The organism is Agromyces terreus (assembly GCF_009749465.1).
GTDB lineage: Bacteria > Actinomycetota > Actinomycetes > Actinomycetales > Microbacteriaceae > Agromyces > Agromyces terreus.
Genome location: NZ_WBIS01000002.1, coordinates 568,091 through 586,478, shown reverse-complemented (window position 1 = coordinate 586,478; position 18,388 = coordinate 568,091). Strand labels below are relative to the sequence as shown.

Genomic DNA, 18,388 nt, shown 5'->3' with positions numbered 1-18,388 from the left:
TACTGTTCAGCAGAACCGAACACTCACCACCCTCGAGTCGCCCACTTCTGTCCAAACCCGGGCAACTCGCGAAACCGCGACCACGGATCAGCGGAGGCCACGATGCTCGATGTGCGACGCCTGCGACTGCTGGTCGAGCTGAGCCAGCGCGGCACCCTCTCGGCCGTCGCCGAGGCGCTCTCGTACAGCCCGTCGTCGGTGTCGCAGCAGCTCAGCCAGCTCGAGCGCGAGGCCGGCGTGCCGCTGCTCGTGCAGGCGGGCCGCCGCGTTCAGCTCACCCCGCAGGCCGAACTCCTCGTCTCGCATGCGAGGGCGGTGCTCGACCGGCTCGAAGAGGCCGAGGCGGATGTCGCGCGCTCGCTCACCGACGTCGGCGGCACGGTGCGCATCGCCGTGTTCCAGTCGGCGGCGCACGCCATGGTGCCGCAGGCCCTCACCCTGCTGCGCGCGGAGCACCCGAACCTGCGCGTCGAGGTCACCGAACGCGAGCCCGACGCCGGGCTCTTCGAGGTCGCCGCGCGGGACTTCGACCTCGTCATCGCCGAGCAGTATCCGGGGCACACGCGCGCCCACCGCGACGACCTCGACCGCGTGCACCTCGCCGCCGACGCGATCCGCCTCGCGCTGCCGCCGCATCCGACCCGGCTGATGCCGCGGGGCGATCCCGGCGCCGACGCGATGCGCGCCGTGGCGACGGGCATGCCGTGGGTGCTCGAGCCGAAGGGCACCGCGTCGCGGGAGTGGGCCGAGCAGCTCTGCCGCGACGCCGGGTTCGAGCCCGACGTGCGGTTCGAGTCGGCCGACCTGATGGCGCACATCCGCCTGATCCGCACGGGCAACGCGGTCGGGCTCCTCCCCGACCTGGTCTGGGCGGGCGAGGCGCCGAGCGTCGCACTGGTGGACCTGCCGGGGCATCCGCAGCGCGAGGTGTTCACGTCGACCCGCCTCGCGGCGGTCGCGCGCCCGGCCGTGGTGGCGTGCCGCGACGCGCTCGTGCGCGCCTCGCAGGCCACCGCGACGCCCGCCGACGGCTGAGCGCGGGGCCCTCGATCGAGAGGCTGGCGGAGGAGCCGCCCCGGGTCTACCCTGCGAGCATGGGTGGGATCCGAACGACCGTGCTCGCTTCCGGTGCCGTGCTCGGCGTGCTGCTCCTCTCGGCGTGCGCCGGTGAGGAGGGGTCGTCGCGCGGCGGTTCGATCGACGCGGCCGGCACGTGGGGCGACACCGCAGACGCGACGGCGCCGTCGCTCGTGCTCGCCGAGGACGGCGGCCTCACCGGCACCGACGGATGCAACCGGCTGACCGGATCGTGGTCGGTCGACGAGGCCGACCACGTGCAGTTCGGAGACGTCGCCTCGACGCGCATGGCGTGCCAGGGCGTGGACACGTGGCTCGCGGGCCTCAGCCAGGCGACCATCGCCGACGGCACCATGACCGTGCTCGGCCAGGACGGCGCGGAGATCGGCACCCTCGAGCGCGCCTCCGACTGACCTCGGGCCCGCGCTGACGCTCGCACCCAGGCACGCACCGCGCCCCCCACCGACCCCGGCACGACGAAGGGGCGAGCGGATGTCGCATCCGCCCGCCCCTCGTCAGCGCCCCGGCCGCCGGCGACCGGGTTCAGCGCCTACTTGCAGGTGCTGCCCGTGTACGGCGCGGGGTAGGTCGAGTACTTGCCGACCCCGGCGCTCCACGTGTAGCCGGCGACCGTGGCCTTGCCGTCGGCGACCTTCTTGCCGACCTTCCAGAGATAGGTCACCGTCGCGCCGGGCGCGACCTTGGTGAACTTCACGGTGCCCTCGTCGGAGGTGAGGCGGATGTCCGCGGCGAGCGCCGCCTTGTTGACCGCCGAGACGACGATGTACGCCTTCTCGTCGAGGCACTGCGTGTGCGCCTTGACCTCGAGCGGCACGTCGGGCACGACCACGATGGCGACCGTGCCGGTCCAGGATGCCTCGGTCGAGACGTTGCCCGCGGCATCCGTCGCCCGTGCGAGCACGGTGTGGGTGCCGTTGCCGAGCTCGATCGGGCCGGTGACCGCCTTCCACGCGGCCGAGTCGACCTTGACCTCGAGCACGGGCGGCGGCGTGTAGTCGTCGCTGCCGGTGATCGTGAGCACGACCTTCGACGTGTACGTGCCGCCGGCGGGCGGGGTCGCCGGGTTCGCGGCGATCGCGACCGTCGGCGCCGTGGTGTCGGCGGGCGGGTACGACACGAGCTGCGGCGAGGCGAACGATCCGACCGCGGGTGCGCCGGCGTCGTTCACGATGTGCTCGATGCCGCCCGTGCCGTTGAGGAACACGCTCGTCATCGACTCGAAGCGCACGTCGGCCGACTTCGGCGTCTGGATGCCGCTCGCGACGCGGATGTCGGCGCCGCCGTTGATCGTCTGATCGAAGAACGAGTACACGCCGAGCCCCTGCGCGAGGTGCGAGGTGACGCCGTCGCCGACGCGGTACGACGCGTAGCCCTTGCGGTCGCCGTCCATGTACGCCGCCTGGGTGGGCGGGTCGTACGGGATCTCGCTCTGGTAGAAGATCGTGCGCCCGCCGTCGCCGTTCCAGATCACCTGGTTCTTCTGGTAGTGCTCGACGAACAGGCCGAGCGCGGTGACGTCGTCGCCGTTCACGACCACGCCGTGGTCGCCCGTGTTCGAGTCCCAGGCGACGCCGTCGCCGTGGTCGGCGCGCCAGGCCCAGATGTGGTCGAGCAGCGTGTTCGGGCTGTTGACCTCGATCGAGGTGGTCGCCTTGCCGGCCCAGGGGCCGCCGATGCGGATGAACACGTCGGTGAGCGTGGTCGGGTCGGCCGCGTCGGAGACGGATGCCCCGGTCGGTCCGACCTGCACGAGCACGTCGGAGTTCTCGAGTCCCGCGTCGACCGTGAGGCCGGCGATCTTCACGCCGGAGACGTCCGCGACCTCGATGGCCGCGTTGCCCGCGGTCGGCACGAGCGAGGCGTAGCCCAGCCCGAGCACGACGGTGTCGGCATCCTCGACCTGGAGCGCCTCGTCGAGCTCGTAGACGCCCGGCGTGACGAGCAGGTTCTTGCCGCTCGCGAGCGCGGCGTTCAGCTCGGCCGCGGTGTCGCCCGTCTTCGCGATGAAGAAGTCGGAGAGGTCGATGCTGTCGCCGGCCGAGGCATCCGTCGACCAGTCGTGTCCTCTGGTGTCCTGCTTCGCCTTGGGGACGAAGACCTTGTAGTCGTCGCCGTCGAGGTAGAGGAACGGCGATTCGCGGTTGATCGGCGTCTCGTCGATGACCGTCTTGTTGCCGACCGTGCCGCCGGCCTGCGGGCCGAAGTCCTGCGCGGGGGCGCCGTCGACGCCCGAGAACACGGTGTTCCACACGCCGCCGTCCCACGTGCCGACGGTGGAGTTGCGCGTGAACCACTGCTGCTGCGAGCCGGTGACGATCGTGCCGTCGACCTTGGAGTTGGCGAGGTATCCGCCCGAGGCGTACTCGCCCACGCGGCCGAACACCGTGAGGTCGCCCTCGATGTGCACGCGGCGCAGCGGCGCCGCCTGCGACACGGCGAAGCGCATCTGGTGCGGGTCGGTCACGCCGCTCGGGAACGGGCGGTCGGCGTCGATGCCCACCGGACGCTGGATGGGGTTGATGCTGACGTTGCTGAGCGAGCGCCAGAACCGGGTGAGCGAGCCGGGCTGCTGGCAGTCCCACGGGTTCGCCTCGCACTGGCGCACGGGTTCGACGTGGATCGCGCCGTTGATGCGGACGTCCTCCGGCGATGCGCCGAGGCCGGCGACGGCCTGGTAGTAGCCGAGCTCGGAGTTCACGATGTCGGTCGCGGTGCCGGGGTCGTCCTCGCCCGCGGCGCTGCCGTACGTGCCCGGCTTGAAGAAGAACTGGTGCCGGTTCTGGCTGAACTCGGCCTCGGTCGACGCCGCCATGAGTGCGGCGCTGATCTCGTCGGCCGTCCAGCTCTCGTCGAAGATCGTCACGTTGGGGCCGAAGTCCGGTTCGGCTGCGTTGGCGGCGGTCGCCGTCACGGTCACTCCTCCTGCGACCAGGGCCGCGATGGCGACTCCCGATCCGATTCTGCGCGTCATGCCGGCGACCCCGGCACGGCGCGTTGATTGCGTCGTCACATGTTCTCCTTTGAACGGCGGTCGGCGGTGCCCCGCGTCGACCGGTGGATCTCGTGCGATGGTGCTCGCCGCCGCCGTCTCCGGGGCGCCGCATTCGCCACCATAGCGAACAGTTACTTACATGTCAGTAACTAAATTCGAGTGAGACGACGGATGCCGCAGACGCCCGCCTGCAGGAACAACCGCCGCCCCGACGGCGCGCCGACCGACGGCACCCGGCGTTTCACCCGAAAGTTCCTGCATTCCCCGATGCGGGCGCCCGCCTCGTCGCCTACGCTCGTGTGATGCCACTGCCCCCGCCCGAAGCCGCCCGCACCGACCACGACGTCGTCATCGTCGGCGGCGGCCACAACGGCCTGACCGCGGCCGCCTACCTCGCCGCGGCGGGGCGGCGCGTGCTGCTCCTCGAACGAGACGACCACCTCGGCGGCGCCGCCGTCTCGGCGCAGGCGTTCGAGGGCGTCGACGCGCGCCTGTCCCGCTACTCGTACCTCGTGAGCCTGCTGCCGCAGCGCATCGTCGACGACCTCGGCCTCGACATCCGCCTCGTGCGGCGACGCTTCTCGTCGTACACCCCCGACCCCCGCGACCCGTCGCGCGGCCTGCTCGTCGACGCCGACGCCACGCCCGAGGCATCCGTCGCCGCCTACGCGCGCATCGGAGCCGAAGCGGATGCCGCGGCCGCGACCTCGTTCGCCGCCGACACCGCCAGGCTGGCCGAACGCCTCTTCCCGACCCTCACCGAGCCGCTGCCCACCCGGGCCGAGGCCAGGGCGCTCGTCGCCGACGACCGGATCTGGGCGGAGTTCGTCGAGCAGCCCCTCGGCACGACGATCGACGCGCGCTTCGCCGACGACCTCGTGCGCGGCGTCGTCGCGACCGACGGCCTCATCGGCACGTTCACCGACCTCGACGACCCCGCGCTCGACGCGAACCGCTGCTTCCTGTACCACGTGATCGGCGGCGGCACCGGCGACTGGGACGTGCCCGTGGGCGGCATGGGCGCCGTGACCGGAGAGCTCGCACGTGCCGCGCGCGCCGCCGGCGCCGACCTCGCGACCGGCGCCGAGGTGCTCGCGGTCGACGCCGACGCCGGCCTCGTGCGCTACCGCCTCGACGGCGTCGAGCGCGAGGCGCGGGCCGAGACCGTGCTCGCCAACGTCGCACCCGCCGTGCTCGATCGCCTGCTCGACGCGGGCGCCGACGCGGCGGCGGCATCCGCACGCCCAGCCGAGGTCGCCGTGCGCAACCAGTCCCCGTTCGCCGCCGACGTGCCGATCGGGCTGCCCGCCGTGGTGCGCGAACGGCTGCGGGCGCTCGCCGAGCCCGAGGGCGCGCAGGTGAAGGTCAACCTGCTGCTCACCCGCCTCCCCCGGCTGCGCGACACGTCGGTCGAAGCCGAGGCGGCGTTCGCCGGCACGTTCCACATCAACGAGCTCGAGTCGCAGCTCGCCGCCGCGTACCGCACGGCCGCCCGCGGCGAGGTGCCCTCGCCCCTGCCTTGCGAGATCTACTGCCACACGCTGAGCGACCCGTCGATCCTCGCGCCAGAGCTCGTCGAGGCGGGCTGGCACACGCTGACCGTGTTCGGCCTGCACGCGCCGCACCGGCTCGTCGAGCGGCTCGGCAACGACGCCCTGCGCGAACGCCTGCAGGCCGAGGTGCTCGCCTCGCTGAACTCGGTGCTGGCCGAACCCGTCGAGTCGGTCATCGCGACGGATGCCTCGGGGCGCCCCTGCATCGAGACGAAGACGACGCTCGACCTCGAGCACGCCCTCGGCATGCCCGGCGGCAACATCTTCCACGGACCGCTGTCGTGGCCGTGGGCGGAGCCGGACCTCTCGCTCGCGATGCCGGCCGAACGCTGGGGCGTCGCGACGCGGCACCCGCGCGTGCTCGTCTGCGGGTCGGGCGCCGTGCGCGGCGGAGCAGTGAGCGGCATCGGCGGGCACAACGCGGCGATGGCCGTGCTCGAGGCATCCACCGCCTGAATCGCGGCGGTCGACCCCGCCGCTCGACCCCCGGCGGTCGAGGAGCGACGCAGGAGCGTGCCGAGACCACCTTCTCAGACGGCTATGCCGGTCTCGATACGGCGCCGGCGCGCCTACTCGACCGGCGACCGGGCTCAGCCGAGGAAGATCCAGCCGAAGCCCACGGCGAGCGCGAGCACGCCGAGTACGACGGTCGGCACGAAGCCCTCGTGACGCTTGACGTGGATGCCGGTGCCGACGGCCATGGTCAGGGCGAGAGCGAACGCGGCGACCGGGGTCAGCCACGGCAGGATGCCGGTGGCCGCGGGCAGCACGAGGCCGAGGGCGCCGAGGAACTCGAGGATGCCGACCGCGCGCGCCTGCCCGTCGGAGAGGTCCTCCATGTAGCCCATCTTCTCGACGAGCTTCTCGCGCGGGGTGAGGCTCTTCATGGTGCCGGCGGCGAGGAAGAGCAGGGCCAGCAGGCCGGTGGCGATCCAGAGGGCGATGATCAAGGGGTTCTCCAAAGTAAGTGGGTTACGATCAGTGCGTGACGCACGATCGGTGACTCTAGTACGTCGCCGCCCCGCACTTCACCGTGCGTCACGCACCTCGAGGTGCGTGACGCCCCGACCGGAGACGCCATGACCATCACGGATGCCGCAACCGCCCGCCCTGCAGACCCGGCCGAGTTCGAACTTCCGCCCGCCTGCGAGAGCGGCGCGTTCGACGCCGAATCTTCCGAGGCCCGCATCGTGCGCGACGTGCTCGCCCGCGTCGGCGACAAGTGGAGCCTGCTCGTCATCCGCATGCTCCACGAGCACCCCATGCGGTTCACCGAACTCCAGCGCAGCATCGACGGCATCTCGCATCGCATGCTCACGCAGACGCTGCGCAACCTCGAGCGCGACGGCCTGGTGACGCGCACGAGCTACCCCGAGATCCCGCCGCGCGTCGAGTACGCCGCGACCGAGCTCGGCCGGTCGCTCGCGCTGCCCGTGCTCGGACTCGTGGAGTGGGCGTCGACGCACCACGCGAGCATCACGGGCGCGCGCGAACGGTTCGACGTGACCCGCGCCTGACGTTCGCCGGTCGAGGAGCGGAGCCGGTCGAGGAGCGAAGCCGGTCGAGGAGCGAAGCGTCTCGAGACCCATGCGTCGGTCGAGGTGCGAAGCGTCTCGAGACTCATGCGTCGGTCGAGGAGCGAAGCGTCTCGAGACCCATGCGGTCTCTAGACGGCGCTGGCGCGCCTCCTCGACCGGCGACCTCGAGTCTCGAGACGGCGCTGGCGCGCCTCCTCGACCGGCGAGGAGGGGTCAGACGACGAGGAAGAGCTGGCCGAGCACGAGCGCCGCGATCACGAACAGCGCGATGATGCCGCCGACGATGGCGAGCGACTTGCGCGAGAGGTTCGCGACGGCGTAGCCCACGAGGAAGGGCAGCGCGAGCAGGAAGATCGAGACGAGCCACCAGAACGCCGTGTAGCCGCCCTGGCTCGCCTCATCGAGGCGGCCCGAGAACAGCTGCTGCGTGTTCGGGTGCGTCGCGAACGCGAACGAGGCCGAGAGGGGGACCGCGATGAACGCGGCGACGATGAGGCCCACCAGGAACCCCCACAGTCCCGACTTGCCATCGGTGACGTTCATCGCCTCTTCGTGCTGCTGCGCCTTCGAACTCATGCGCCCAACTCTAGTCGTTCGACGCGCACGGGTTTAGCCTGAGGAAACAAGCGCATTTTGGGGGCGATGATGACCGCGAAACCGACCGGCCACTACCTGCAGCGAACAGACGGCCTGTACCTCCAATTCGACCGGTTGTTCCACGCCCCCATCGAGGACGTCTGGTACAGCCTCACGAATCCGACCGCGATGAAGTCCTGGATCGGCACCTACACGGGCCGTCCGTCGACGGGCGGCGTGCGCTTCCAGATGATTGAGGAGGGCGCCGACTGGATGAACGTCAGCATCCTCGAATGCGACGCCCCGCACCGCTTCACGGCCGACTCGGGTTCCGGCCCCACCGCCGTCCGCGTCTTCTGCCATCTCGTCGAGGGCGGCGGCATGACGACCCTCACCCTCGGCCAGCGCGTGAGCGGGGCCGACGACGCCGCGAGCATCGGACCCGGCTGGGACTACTACCTCGACCGCCTCATCGCGGCCCGCAACCGGGCCCCGCATCCGGTCTGGGAGACGTACTATCCGGTCTTCTCCGGGTTCTACCGCGATCTCGTGATCCCTGCCCCGACCCCGGCGAACCGAACGGTGGAGGCATCCGCACCCCTAGACTGACGCCGTGAACACGGCAGAGCGAATGCGTCGACGCAACCCGTCCGAGTCGAACGGGTCGTTCTTCGCGAACCACCCGCTGAGATGGGGCTTCATCGTCACGCTCGGCGCGTTGCTGGCGATCCTGCTCGGCATCGCCGTGGCGAACCTGCAGAGCGTCCTGCTCTCGGTGTTCATCGCCGCGTTCGTCGCGCTCGGCCTGGATCCCCTCATCCGCTGGTTCGAACGTCGCGGCATGAAGCGCGGCGCGGCGATCGTCGTCGTGATCCTGCTCTTCGTCGGCGTGGCCGTCGCGATCGTCTGGGTCCTCGTGCCCCCGGTGGTGGAGCAGGCGGTCAGCCTCGTGCAGAACATCCCCGCGATGGTCGCCGAGGCGCAGAGCTCCGGTTGGTACGACCGGGTCAACGACGCGACGAACGGCGTCCTCGCGTCGATCGTGCAGGTAGTGCAGGACGCCCTCACCGACCCCAACCTGTGGGCCACCGTCGGCGGCGGCGCGCTCGCGTTCGGCGCGTCCGTGGTCAGCGCGGTCTCGACGGGCTTCTTCGTGTTCGTGCTGTCGATCTACTTCATCGCCACGCTCGACAGCACCAAGCAGGCCTGCTACACGCTGATCCGCAAGTCGAACCGGGCGCAGATCTCGGACCTCGCCGAACGCATCATGCTCTCGGTCGGCAAGTACCTCAGCGGCATGGTCATCCTGGCGTTCATGAACGCCACCTACTCGACGATCCTGCTCGTGATCGTGGGGGTGCCGTACGCCCTCGTCATCGGCGTCGTCGCGTTCTTCGTCACGCTGATCCCCCTCATCGGTACCGTGCTGACCACGATCCTGATGACGATCATCGCGCTCCTCGTCTCGCCCACGGCCGGCATCGTGGTGCTCATCTTCATGCTCATCTACATGCAGGTCGAGGCGTACGTGTTCACCCCGAAGGTCATGGGCAAGGCGGTGCAGGTGCCCGGCACGATCGTGCTCATCTCGGCACTCGCCGGCGGCACCCTGCTCGGCCTGCTCGGCGCCCTGGTCGCGATCCCGATCTCGGCCGGCATCCTGCTCATCATCCGCGAGATCGTGATCCCGAAGCAGGCGAGGCTCTAACGAGGCGGGGGCTCAGGCCCAGATCGACGGGGCCTCGGCGCGCGTCGCCGGCAGCGCGACATCCGCGCCCCATCGCTCGACCCACTCGGGCAGTCCGCCGCTCGACGGCGCCCCGAACGCCTCGATGAGCTCCGACACGGGCACGACCCCGCCCGTCTTGCGCAGGAACCGCGCCCGGATGAACCCCTGCGCGTAGATCTCGGGCGTGCCGTCGGCGGCGGGCCGCACGTACCGCTGCTCGAGGTAGACGGCCTTGTCGTCGTAGCCCATGATGCGCGACTCGATCGTGAACCGCTGCCAGAGCTGCAGCGACTTGCGGAACGTGATCGTCTCGCTCGCGACCACCGGGTACCAGGCCCGCTCGCGCATCGTGCGCCACACGCCCGTGCGCACGAGCATGTCGAAGCGGGCGACGTCCATGATCGAGAAGTAGACGCCGTTGTTCATGTGCCGGTTGACGTCGAGGTCGGTGGGCAGCGTGATGAAGTTCGTGCGGGCGACGTCGTCGTGCGACAGGTCGGGCTTGCGCCGCGACAGGAACAGCACGTGCAGCAGCGTGCGGAAGATCATGTGCATAGTCGACGACTGTACGACCGTTTCATGGTCGGTTCCCCATCATTGGCGGGTGGCCACAGCGAACGAGCGGATGCCGCGGGCCGTCGTTGTGCGCATGGACGAAGCCGCTGCGCCCGCCGCGTGCCGCGTGCCGCGTGGCGCCTCGGGTCGTCGCGGATGCCGCACTCGCGCTCGGGTGCCGGCCGGCTTTCCCGGGAGACTCTGCCACTGATGCCAGGGTGGCATCAGTGGCAGAGTCACGGGATCCGACGTTCAGGCGGCCCGGCTGGGTCGAGGAGCGGCCGGGCATTCGGCGACCGCCGACCGACTCGCGCCGAGCCGACATCGGGCCGGGGCCGCAGGCTCCCGACGGATCAACGCCCCTCGGGCACGTGCCGCTCGTCAGGTCCGTTGTAGACGGACAGCGGGCGGATGAGCGCGTTCGCCGCGTTCTGCTCCATGATGTGCGCGGTCCACCCGGTCACCCGTGAGGCGACGAAGAGCGGGGTGAACGTCTCGGTGTCGAACCCCATGAGGTGGTAGACCGGGCCGGCCGGGTAATCGAGATTCGGCTTGATGTTCTTGCGCTCGCCCATGGCGGTCTCGAGCGCGGTGTAGAGCTCGAGCAGGTCGGGGCGGTCGTAGTACTCGACCATGCGCTCGAGGGCATCGCGCATGGTCGGCACCCGGGAGTCGCCGTTCTTGTACACCCGGTGGCCGAAGCCCATGATCTTGCGCTTCTCGGCGAGCGCGGCGTCGAGCCATTCGACGGCGCGCTCGGCGCCGCCCTCGCCCGGGCCGATCTCGTCGAACGTGTGCATGACGGCCTCGTTGGCCCCGCCGTGCAGCGGGCCCTTGAGCGCGCCGATCGCGCCCGTGACCGCGGAGTACAGGTCGGCCAGCGTCGAGGTGATGACGCGCGCCGTGAACGTCGAGGCGTTGAACGAGTGCTCGGCGTACAGGATCATCGACACGTCGAACGCGCTCACCACGGGCAGTTCGGGCAGCTCGCCGAACGTCTGCCAGAGGAAGTTCGCCGAGTAGCCGAGGTCGCCGCGGGGCTCGACGTAGTCGAGTTCGTGACGCCGCCGCTGGTCGTAGGAGACGATCGAGGGGAGTTTCGCGAACAGGCGCACGGACTTCTCGAGGTTCGCCTCGCGGGAATCGTCGGCCGTGGTCGGGTCGATCGCGCCGATGACGCTCACGGCCGTGCGCACGACGTCCATGGGGTGGGCCGTGAGCGGGATCTCGTCGATGACGCGCTTGATCTCGTGATCGAGTCCTCGCTGCGAGCGCTCGAACTCCTCGAACTCGGCGAGCTGGCGCTCGTCGGGCAGTTCGCCGTGCCAGAGCAGGTAGGCCACCTCTTCGAACGTGGCCGAGGCCGCGAGCTCCTGCACGGGGTACCCGCGGTACAGGAGGGAGTTCGTGTCGGGGTTCACCTTCGAGACCGCCGTGTAGTCGACGGGGACTCCCGCGAGTCCCTTGTAGATCTCGGGTGCCTGCTGCTGGTCGCTCATCGTGCTCCTCGTGAGTGCTGGCGGGGCGGCGCCACGGTGCGCGCGCTCCCCCAGCCTACGGCTCCGCCGCCGGCCGGGGGCAGCCGGCTCCCATTCAGCGAGAGGACGGATTCCCGGCTCACAGCAGCACGCGGAGCCGGGTCAGAAGAGCCCGGTCGGGATCTCGACGCCGACGAGCGAGCCGGGCGCCGCCGTGATGGTGAGCCCGCCGAGCTCGTCGGGCCCGAGCTCGGGCAGCCGCTGCGCGAGGTCGAGGAACCGCTCGATCTCGGCCTCCTCGAGCACCCACTCGGCGAGCGTGCGGAACTTCGAGACGTAGTGCTCGCGCTCGAACGGTCGGGCACCGAGCGGATGCGCGTCGGCCACGGCGATCTCGTCGACGATCTCGCCGCCGTCGGCCAGCTTGATGACGACGCGGCCGCCGAACGCCTTCTCGGCGATGTCGTTCGAGTGGTACCGGCGGGTCCACTCGGCGTCTTCGACGGTCGAGACCTTCTTCCAGAGCTCGACGGTGTCGGCGCGGTGCGCCCGCTCGGGCGCGTACGACTCGGCGTGGTCGAACGTGCCGTCCTGGAGGGCGACCGTGAAGATGTACGGGATCGAGTGGTCGAGCGTCTCGCGCGAGGCATCCGGATCGTACTTCTGCGGGTCGTTGGCACCCGAGCCGATGACGTAGTGCGTGTGGTGCGACGTGTGCAGCGTGATCGACTCGACCAGCGCCGAGTCCATGATCAGCGGGTACTCCTCGTGGAGCTTGCGGGCGAGGTCGATCCAGGCCTGCGCCTGGTACTCGGCCGAGTGCTCCTTCGTGTAGGAGTCGAGGATGGCCCGCTTGGACTCGCCCGTGTCGGGCAGCGGCACCTCGTACGAGGCATCCGGCCCGTCGAGGAGCCACGCGATGACGCCGTCTTCGCCCTCGTAGATGGGCACGGGGCTGGTCTGCCCCCGCATCGCCCGGTCGACCGACTCGACCGCCATCTTGCCCGCGAACGCGGGGGCGTGCGCCTTCCACGTGGAGATCTCGCCCTTGCGCGACTGCCGCGTCGCGGTGGTCGTGTGCAGCGCCTGCCCGATCGCCTGGAAGATCGTCTCCTGATCGAGGCCGAGGAGGGTGCCGATGCCGGCCGCGGCCGACGGGCCGAGGTGGGCGACGTGGTCGATCTTGTGCGCGTGCAGGCTGATGGCCTTCGCGAGGTCGATCTGGATCTCGTAGCCCGTGGCGATGCCGCGCACGACGTCGCGACCCGTGAGTCCGCGGGTCGCGGCGAGGTGCTGCGCGACGGCGACCACGGGCGGGATGTTGTCGCCCGGGTGCGAGTACTCCGCCGCGAGGAACGTGTCGTGGAAGTCGAGCTCGCGGACGGCGACCCCGTTGGCCCACGCCGCCCACTCGGGGCTCGTGCGACGCGCGGCATCCGCTCCGAAGACCGTGGCGCCGTCGCCGCCGATCGAGACGGGGTGCGCGAGTGCCTGGCTGCGCGCCGAGACGACCGGGCCGCGTGCGAGGGATGCCGCCGCGACCGCGGCGTTGTCGATGACGCGGTTGACGACCATGTCGACCACGTCGTCGTCGAGCTCGACCGGATCGGTCGCGATGGCCGCGAGCTGCCAGGCGAGCTGTCCCTCACGGGCGAGGTTCTCGTCGCTCCGGTGCGTGCGCAGGTGGTGGGTCTTCATCCTGCAACGCTATCCCGGCCAGACCCGCTCGTGCATCTGCGACGAGACGACACGGTCGAAGATGTCGGATTCGACGCCGTCGAGGGTCGCCGGGTCCCACCGCGGGTTGCGGTCCTTGTCGATGACCTGCGCCCGGATGCCCTCGTGCAGGTCGGGATGCTCGACGAACCAGGACACGAGCTGGAACTCCTGCTCGAGGGCGTCCTCGAGGCGGGGCAGGGTGCGGGCGCGCCGCACGGCGTCGAGCGTCACGGTGAGGGCCGTGGGCGAGAGGGTCTCGAGTTCGTCGGCCGCGGCACGGGCGGCGGCGGATGCCTCGGACCCGTCGTCCGCGGCATCCGACCCGTATGCGCGGAGCCGGCCGATGATCTCGGCGACCGTCGGCGCGGAGTAGCACGCGTCGACCCAGTCGCGGCTCGCGGCGAGCGCGGAGGGTCCGGGCGTCTCGTCGAAGAGCATGACGATCTCGGCGGGGCTGCCGGGGTCGGCCCGCTCGGCGAGGGCCCGGAGCAGGTGCGGGAGGTTCTCGGACGGCACGAACGCATCGGCGAACCCGGCGTGGATCGCGTCGGCGGCGTCCATGGTGCGCGAGTTCAGCGCGAGATGCGTGCCGAGCTCGCCGGGCGCCGCGGCGAGCAGCCACGACCCGCCCACGTCGGGGGTGAAGCCGATGCGCGTCTCGGGCATCGCGACCCGCGAGCGCTCGGTGACGACCCGCACCGAGGCGTGCCCCGCGAGGCCGATGCCGCCGCCCATGGTGATGCCGTCCATGATCGCGACGACGGGCTTCGGGTAACGCGCAATCGCCGCATTCAGCCGGTACTCGGCGCGGAAGAACGTGCGCGCGTCGTCGGCCCGGCCGCCGGTCGACATCTCGTACAGCTCGCGGATGTCGCCGCCGGCGCACAGGCCGCGATCGCCCGCGCCGTCGAGCACGACGAGCGAGACCTCGGAGTCGTCGCGCCACGCGTCGAACACGTCGGCGAGCGCGAGGATCATCTCGTAGCTCAGCGCGTTGAGCGCCTTCGGACGGTCGAGCGTGACGTGGCCGACGCCGTCGGCGACGCTCGCGGAGATGTGGTCGCTCATCGTGCCACCGTATCGCCGCCCGCCGCGTTCGAGGGTTCGACGGCGGCGCTACCCGGCCTCGGGGGCCGCTTTCGCGAGCGCGTCGGCGGCGCGCACGAGCGAGAGGTGCGTCAACGCCTGCGGCGTGTTGCCCATCTGCGTCCGCGCGTCGACGTCGTACTCCTCGCTCAGCAGGCCGACGTCGTTCGCGAACGAGCAGAGCCTCGACATGAGCGCCTCGGCTTCCTCCAGCCGACCGGTCGCCGCGTATTGCTCGACGAGCCAGAACGAGCAGGCGAGGAACGGATGCTCCGACCCGCCGAGCCCGTCGACCCCGCTCTCGGTGCGGTAGCGCAGCGGCAGCCCGTCGCGCAGGAGATCCTGCTCGATCGCGGCGACCGTGCCGAGCATGCGCGGATCGTCGGGAGCCACGAACCCGACCTGGGGCAGCTGCAGCAGCGCGGCATCCGTCTCGGTCGTCTCGTAGTGCTGCGTGAACGTGTTGCGCCCGGCGTCGTAGCCGTGGGCGAGCACCTCCTCGCGCACCTCGTCGCGGATGCGGCGCCAGCGGTCGGCCGGGCCCTCGAGCCCGTGGCGCTCCACCGCGCGGATGCCGCGGTCGAACGCCGCCCAGACCATGACGCGGGAGTGGGTGAACGCCCGTTCCGGCCCGCGGATCTCCCAGATGCCGTGGTCCGGCTGCCGCCAGTTCTCGGCGAGGAACTCGAGCAGCGACCGCTGCAGCGGCCACGAGAAGGACGACTCCTCGAGCCCGGCCTCGCGCGCGAGGTCGAGCGCGACCATGACCTCGCCGAAGATGTCCCACTGGATCTGCTCGGAGGCCGCGTTGCCGAAGCGCACGGGCCGCGACCCGCGGTGGCCGGACAGGTTCGGCAGCTCGACCTCGGACAGTCTGCGACCGCCGCCGACGTCGTACATGATCTGCAGGTCGGCGGGGTCTCCGGCGATGGCGCGCAGGAGCCAGCGCCGCCACACCTGCGCCTCGTCGACGTAGCCGTGGTCGACGAGCACCTGCACGGTGAGCGCGGCGTCGCGGAGCCAGACGAACCGGTAGTCCCAGTTGCGTTCGCCGCCGATCTCCTCGGGCAGGCTCGTCGTCACGGCGGCGACGATGCCGCCGGTGTCCTCGTGGGTCAGGGCGCGCAGGACGAGCAGCGATCGCTCGACCTCCTCGGCGAAGCGCGCGGGCGGGTCGGCCTGCTCGGCCCAGTCGCGCCATCCGTCGACGGCGGCCTCGAGCTCGGCGTCGACGTCGACGGGATGGGCCGAATGCCGCCACGAACGGGCGTACGACAGGCGCAGGTCGACGTGCTCGCCCTCGGCGACCGTGAACTCGGCGACGTGGGCGTGGTCGTCGGCGGTGCGGCGCGGGCCGCGCAGCACGACCGAGTCGGGGCCCGCGACGGCGAGCAGCCCGTGCCCGTGCTCGTCGTCGTCGTGCAGGCGTCGCACCCAGGGCACCACCGACCCGTAGTCGAAGCGGAACCGCACCGACTCGCGGAACTCCAATGCGCCGCGGATGCCGCGGACCCGACGCACGATCGCCGAACCGCGGTGGCGGATCGGCATGAACTCGACCACCTCGGCCTCCGCGGTGCCGTCGGCGCTGCGCCAACGGGTGCGGAGCACGAAGGTGCCGCGGTCGTACGCGCGGGTGCTCGTGGCGCCGTCGTCGGTCGGGCGGAGGGTCCAGTGCCCGGCCTCTGGGCCGCCGATGATCGCGGCGAACACCGACGGCGAGTCGAACCTGGGCAGGCACAGCCAGTCGAGGGAACCGCCGCGCGAGACGAGCGCGGCCGTCCGGCCGTCGGCCAGCAGTGCGTACTCCTCGATGGCGGGGAACTCGCTCATGCCATGCGACGCTACTCCGCGTGCCTCGGGCACGGCCCGCTCCCCCGCCGGGCGAGACCATCGACGGGAGCCCGCGGCGGGCATAGCGTGGAGGCGGAAGGGAGCCCTCATGGCCGAATCCGTCGACGCCGCGGCATCCGCCCCCGTCTCGCTCGTGATCCTCGGGGCGGGAGGCGACCTCACGAACCGACTGCTGCTGCCGGGGCTCGGGTCGCTGCTCGCGACCTCCGACCGCGACATCGAGCTCATCGGCTGCGGTCGCAGCGGCCTCGACGCCGACGAGTGGCGCTCGCGCGTCGAGACGGCGCTGCAGGATGCCCCGGCCGACCGCCGCGAGCGGGTGCTCGCGCGCACCCGGTTCGAGTCGGCCGACGCGACCGACCCAGACGAGCTCGCCGCGGTGCTCGCGAGCTGCGCCGCGACGCCGGTGCTCTACTTCGCCCTGCCCCCCGCGGTCAGCGCGAAGGTGTGCGGCGCGCTCGAGACGATCGACCGGCCCGACGGGCTGCGACTCGCGCTCGAGAAGCCGTTCGGCACCGACGAGGCCGGCGCTCGGGGGCTCAACACGCTGCTGCACCGTATCGTGCCCGAGGAGCGGATCTTCCGCGTCGACCACTTCCTCGGCACGTCGACCGTGCTCGGCATCCTCGGCGTGCGGTTCGCCAACCGGGTGTTCGGGCCCATCTGGAACCGCGACAGCATCGAGCGCGTCGAGGTCGTCTACGACGAGTCGCTCGCCCTCGAGGGGCGTGCCGGCTACTACGACCGGTCGGGCGCGCTCATCGACATGATCCAGAGCCACCTGCTCGAGGTGCTCGGCATCCTCGCGATGGGGCCGATCGACCGGATCGACGAGTCCGCCCTGCGCGACGGCATCCACGAGGTGCTCGAGCACACGCGACCGTGGGGCGGCGACCCGGTCGCCGCGAGCCGCCGCGCCCGATACACCGCCGGCGAGATCGACGGCCGCACCCTGCCGTCGTACGTCGACGAGGACGGCGTCGACCCCGACCGGCGCACCGAGACGCTCGCCCGCCTCGAACTCGAGATCGACACCGACCGGTGGCGGGGCGTGCCGTTCGTGCTCCGCTCGGGAAAGGCGCTCGGCGACCCCCGCACGGTCGCCCGCGTCACCCTGCGGCCGGCCGCCGCCGTCGACGGGCTGCAGGGCGAGCCGCGCTCCGACTGGATCGAGCTCGGCCTGCACGTGCCCGCCGTGCGCGTGCGGCTCACCGTGAACGGCGGCGACGACCCGTTCGAGATCGACCAGGCGACGCTCAGCGCCCGGCAGGCCGACGGCGAACTGCTGCCCTACGGCGAGGTGCTCGACGCCGTGCTCGCGGGCGACCCGATGCTCTCGGTGCGCGGCGACACGGCCGAGGCGTGCTGGCGCATCGTCGATCCGGTGCTCGCCGCGTGGCGCGCCGACGAGGTGCCGCTCGAGGAGTACGCGGCCGGTTCGGCCGGGCCCGACGGGTGGGCGTCGGTCTCGTAGCGTCTCGACCCGCGGTCGGAAAGCGGGCGGAATGCGCGTCGGCATCCGGGCTGGAACGCGGCCTGGAACGCGGCCCGGAACGCGTTCGCGGGGCCACGTCGCGGTCGCGCCCGAAACCCTCTTGACAAGCGCGATGCGACGGGTGCAAACTTCTTCTAACAGGTGCAGGAAAGGAGCGAAATGAATGTCGAGCAATTGAGTGCGACACTCTCCGCGGTGGCGAGTCCGCAACGCATCTCCGTCCTCAACGAACTCCGAGACGGACGCCTGCACCTCAGCGAACTCGCCAGGCGGGTCGAGATGTCACGAGCCCTGCTCTACATGCATCTCGCCAAGCTCGAAGCCGCCGGCTTCGTGTCCACCTCGCTCGAGCTCTCCCCCGATGGCACCGCGCTCAAGTTCGTCTCACTCGAGCCGTTCTCGATCCACGTGGACATCGACATCATCAGCGAAGCGGTGGCGCTCACCGCATCCGCCCGACCAGAAGGAACAGCACATGGATAGCAGCGCTTGGTACGTCCTGATCCCCGTCGTCGCCATCGGCGGCGGCATCGTCGCGGCGATCTTCTACCAGTACTTCGCGACGAAGCGGAAGATCGCCGAGACCGAGGGCTCGCCCGAACTGCGCGAGGCACTGCGCGTCAGCAACGAGACGAACGCCGAACTGGTCGCCCGCCTCGGCGCCATCGACGCCCGCCTCGGCACCATCGAGAAGACGCTCAACGACGTCGCCTGA

Annotated in this window: 17 protein-coding genes; 9 read left to right on the top strand and 8 right to left on the bottom strand. The window is 71.1% G+C overall.

Translation table 11 applies throughout. The annotated features are described in order from the left end of the window. Positions 1 to 102 precede the first annotated feature (102 nt). Positions 103 to 1,035: a LysR family transcriptional regulator gene (locus GQQ92_RS07755; RefSeq protein WP_156998638.1), complete on the top strand. Its 933-nt coding sequence runs from the start codon at positions 103 to 105 to the stop codon at positions 1,033 to 1,035. Between the two features lie 59 nt (positions 1,036 to 1,094). Then, positions 1,095 to 1,490 carry an META domain-containing protein gene (locus tag GQQ92_RS07750; protein ID WP_156998637.1) on the top strand — a complete coding sequence of 132 codons (396 nt, stop codon included), beginning with the start codon at positions 1,095 to 1,097 and terminating at the stop codon, positions 1,488 to 1,490. Between the two features lie 137 nt (positions 1,491 to 1,627). On the opposite strand, the gene GQQ92_RS07745 is transcribed toward GQQ92_RS07750, so the two are convergent. Further along, positions 1,628 to 4,009 (bottom strand): Ig-like domain-containing protein, encoded by a 2,382-nt coding sequence (locus GQQ92_RS07745; protein WP_156998636.1) that lies wholly within the window; start codon positions 4,007 to 4,009, stop codon positions 1,628 to 1,630. A gap of 383 nt (positions 4,010 to 4,392) precedes the next feature. Here GQQ92_RS07745 and GQQ92_RS07740 point away from each other — a divergent pair, with 383 nt between their 5' ends. Continuing rightward, positions 4,393 to 6,099, top strand: a complete 1,707-nt coding sequence (locus GQQ92_RS07740; RefSeq protein ID WP_156998635.1) for a phytoene desaturase family protein — start codon at positions 4,393 to 4,395, stop codon at positions 6,097 to 6,099. 134 nt (positions 6,100 to 6,233) lie between these two features. On the opposite strand, the gene GQQ92_RS07735 is transcribed toward GQQ92_RS07740, so the two are convergent. Then, positions 6,234 to 6,593, bottom strand: a complete 360-nt coding sequence (locus GQQ92_RS07735) for a DoxX family protein (protein ID WP_156998634.1) — start codon at positions 6,591 to 6,593, stop codon at positions 6,234 to 6,236. A gap of 129 nt (positions 6,594 to 6,722) precedes the next feature. Here GQQ92_RS07735 and GQQ92_RS07730 point away from each other — a divergent pair, with 129 nt between their 5' ends. Continuing rightward, positions 6,723 to 7,160, top strand: coding sequence for a winged helix-turn-helix transcriptional regulator (locus GQQ92_RS07730; RefSeq protein ID WP_156998633.1), 438 nt, complete (start codon positions 6,723 to 6,725; stop codon positions 7,158 to 7,160). Between the two features lie 234 nt (positions 7,161 to 7,394). Here the strand turns inward: GQQ92_RS07730 and GQQ92_RS07725 are convergent, their stop codons facing one another. Further along, the gene (locus tag GQQ92_RS07725; protein WP_156998632.1) at positions 7,395 to 7,757 is read right to left on the bottom strand and encodes a hypothetical protein; all 363 of its coding nucleotides are present in this window, start codon (positions 7,755 to 7,757) and stop codon (positions 7,395 to 7,397) included. Positions 7,758 to 7,826: 69 nt separating this feature from the next. On the opposite strand from GQQ92_RS07725, the gene GQQ92_RS07720 reads away from it, so the two are divergent. Next, positions 7,827 to 8,366, top strand: a complete 540-nt coding sequence (locus tag GQQ92_RS07720; RefSeq protein WP_197738135.1) for an SRPBCC domain-containing protein — start codon at positions 7,827 to 7,829, stop codon at positions 8,364 to 8,366. A 4-nt stretch (positions 8,367 to 8,370) separates the two neighbouring features. Continuing rightward, complete coding sequence (locus tag GQQ92_RS07715; protein WP_156998630.1) at positions 8,371 to 9,465, top strand: AI-2E family transporter; 1,095 nt, start codon at positions 8,371 to 8,373, stop codon at positions 9,463 to 9,465. Positions 9,466 to 9,477: 12 nt separating this feature from the next. On the opposite strand, the gene GQQ92_RS07710 is transcribed toward GQQ92_RS07715, so the two are convergent. From GQQ92_RS07710 to GQQ92_RS07690, 5 genes are all read right to left on the bottom strand, one after another. Beyond that, positions 9,478 to 10,041: an acyl-CoA thioesterase gene (locus GQQ92_RS07710; RefSeq protein WP_156998629.1), complete on the bottom strand. Its 564-nt coding sequence runs from the start codon at positions 10,039 to 10,041 to the stop codon at positions 9,478 to 9,480. A 353-nt stretch (positions 10,042 to 10,394) separates the two neighbouring features. Then, positions 10,395 to 11,540, bottom strand: coding sequence for a bifunctional 2-methylcitrate synthase/citrate synthase (locus GQQ92_RS07705; RefSeq protein WP_156998628.1), 1,146 nt, complete (start codon positions 11,538 to 11,540; stop codon positions 10,395 to 10,397). A 141-nt stretch (positions 11,541 to 11,681) separates the two neighbouring features. Then, positions 11,682 to 13,217, bottom strand: coding sequence for an MmgE/PrpD family protein (locus tag GQQ92_RS07700; protein WP_156998627.1), 1,536 nt, complete (start codon positions 13,215 to 13,217; stop codon positions 11,682 to 11,684). Between the two features lie 9 nt (positions 13,218 to 13,226). Then, positions 13,227 to 14,306 carry an enoyl-CoA hydratase/isomerase family protein gene (locus tag GQQ92_RS07695; protein WP_156998626.1) on the bottom strand — a complete coding sequence of 360 codons (1,080 nt, stop codon included), beginning with the start codon at positions 14,304 to 14,306 and terminating at the stop codon, positions 13,227 to 13,229. 48 nt (positions 14,307 to 14,354) lie between these two features. Continuing rightward, a complete protein-coding gene (locus GQQ92_RS07690; protein WP_156998625.1) occupies positions 14,355 to 16,157 on the bottom strand; it encodes a glycoside hydrolase family 15 protein in 1,803 nt (600 codons plus the stop codon). Between the two features lie 109 nt (positions 16,158 to 16,266). Here GQQ92_RS07690 and GQQ92_RS07685 point away from each other — a divergent pair, with 109 nt between their 5' ends. The 3 genes from GQQ92_RS07685 (at position 16,267) to GQQ92_RS07675 (ending at position 18,388) form a co-directional block, all read left to right on the top strand. Further along, positions 16,267 to 17,652: a glucose-6-phosphate dehydrogenase gene (locus GQQ92_RS07685; RefSeq protein WP_156998624.1), complete on the top strand. Its 1,386-nt coding sequence runs from the start codon at positions 16,267 to 16,269 to the stop codon at positions 17,650 to 17,652. 216 nt (positions 17,653 to 17,868) lie between these two features. Further along, positions 17,869 to 18,156, top strand: coding sequence for an ArsR/SmtB family transcription factor (locus GQQ92_RS07680; RefSeq protein ID WP_156998623.1), 288 nt, complete (start codon positions 17,869 to 17,871; stop codon positions 18,154 to 18,156). Next, positions 18,149 to 18,388, top strand: coding sequence for a hypothetical protein (locus GQQ92_RS07675; protein ID WP_156998622.1), 240 nt, complete (start codon positions 18,149 to 18,151; stop codon positions 18,386 to 18,388). Before GQQ92_RS07680 ends, GQQ92_RS07675 begins: the two co-directional genes overlap by 8 nt.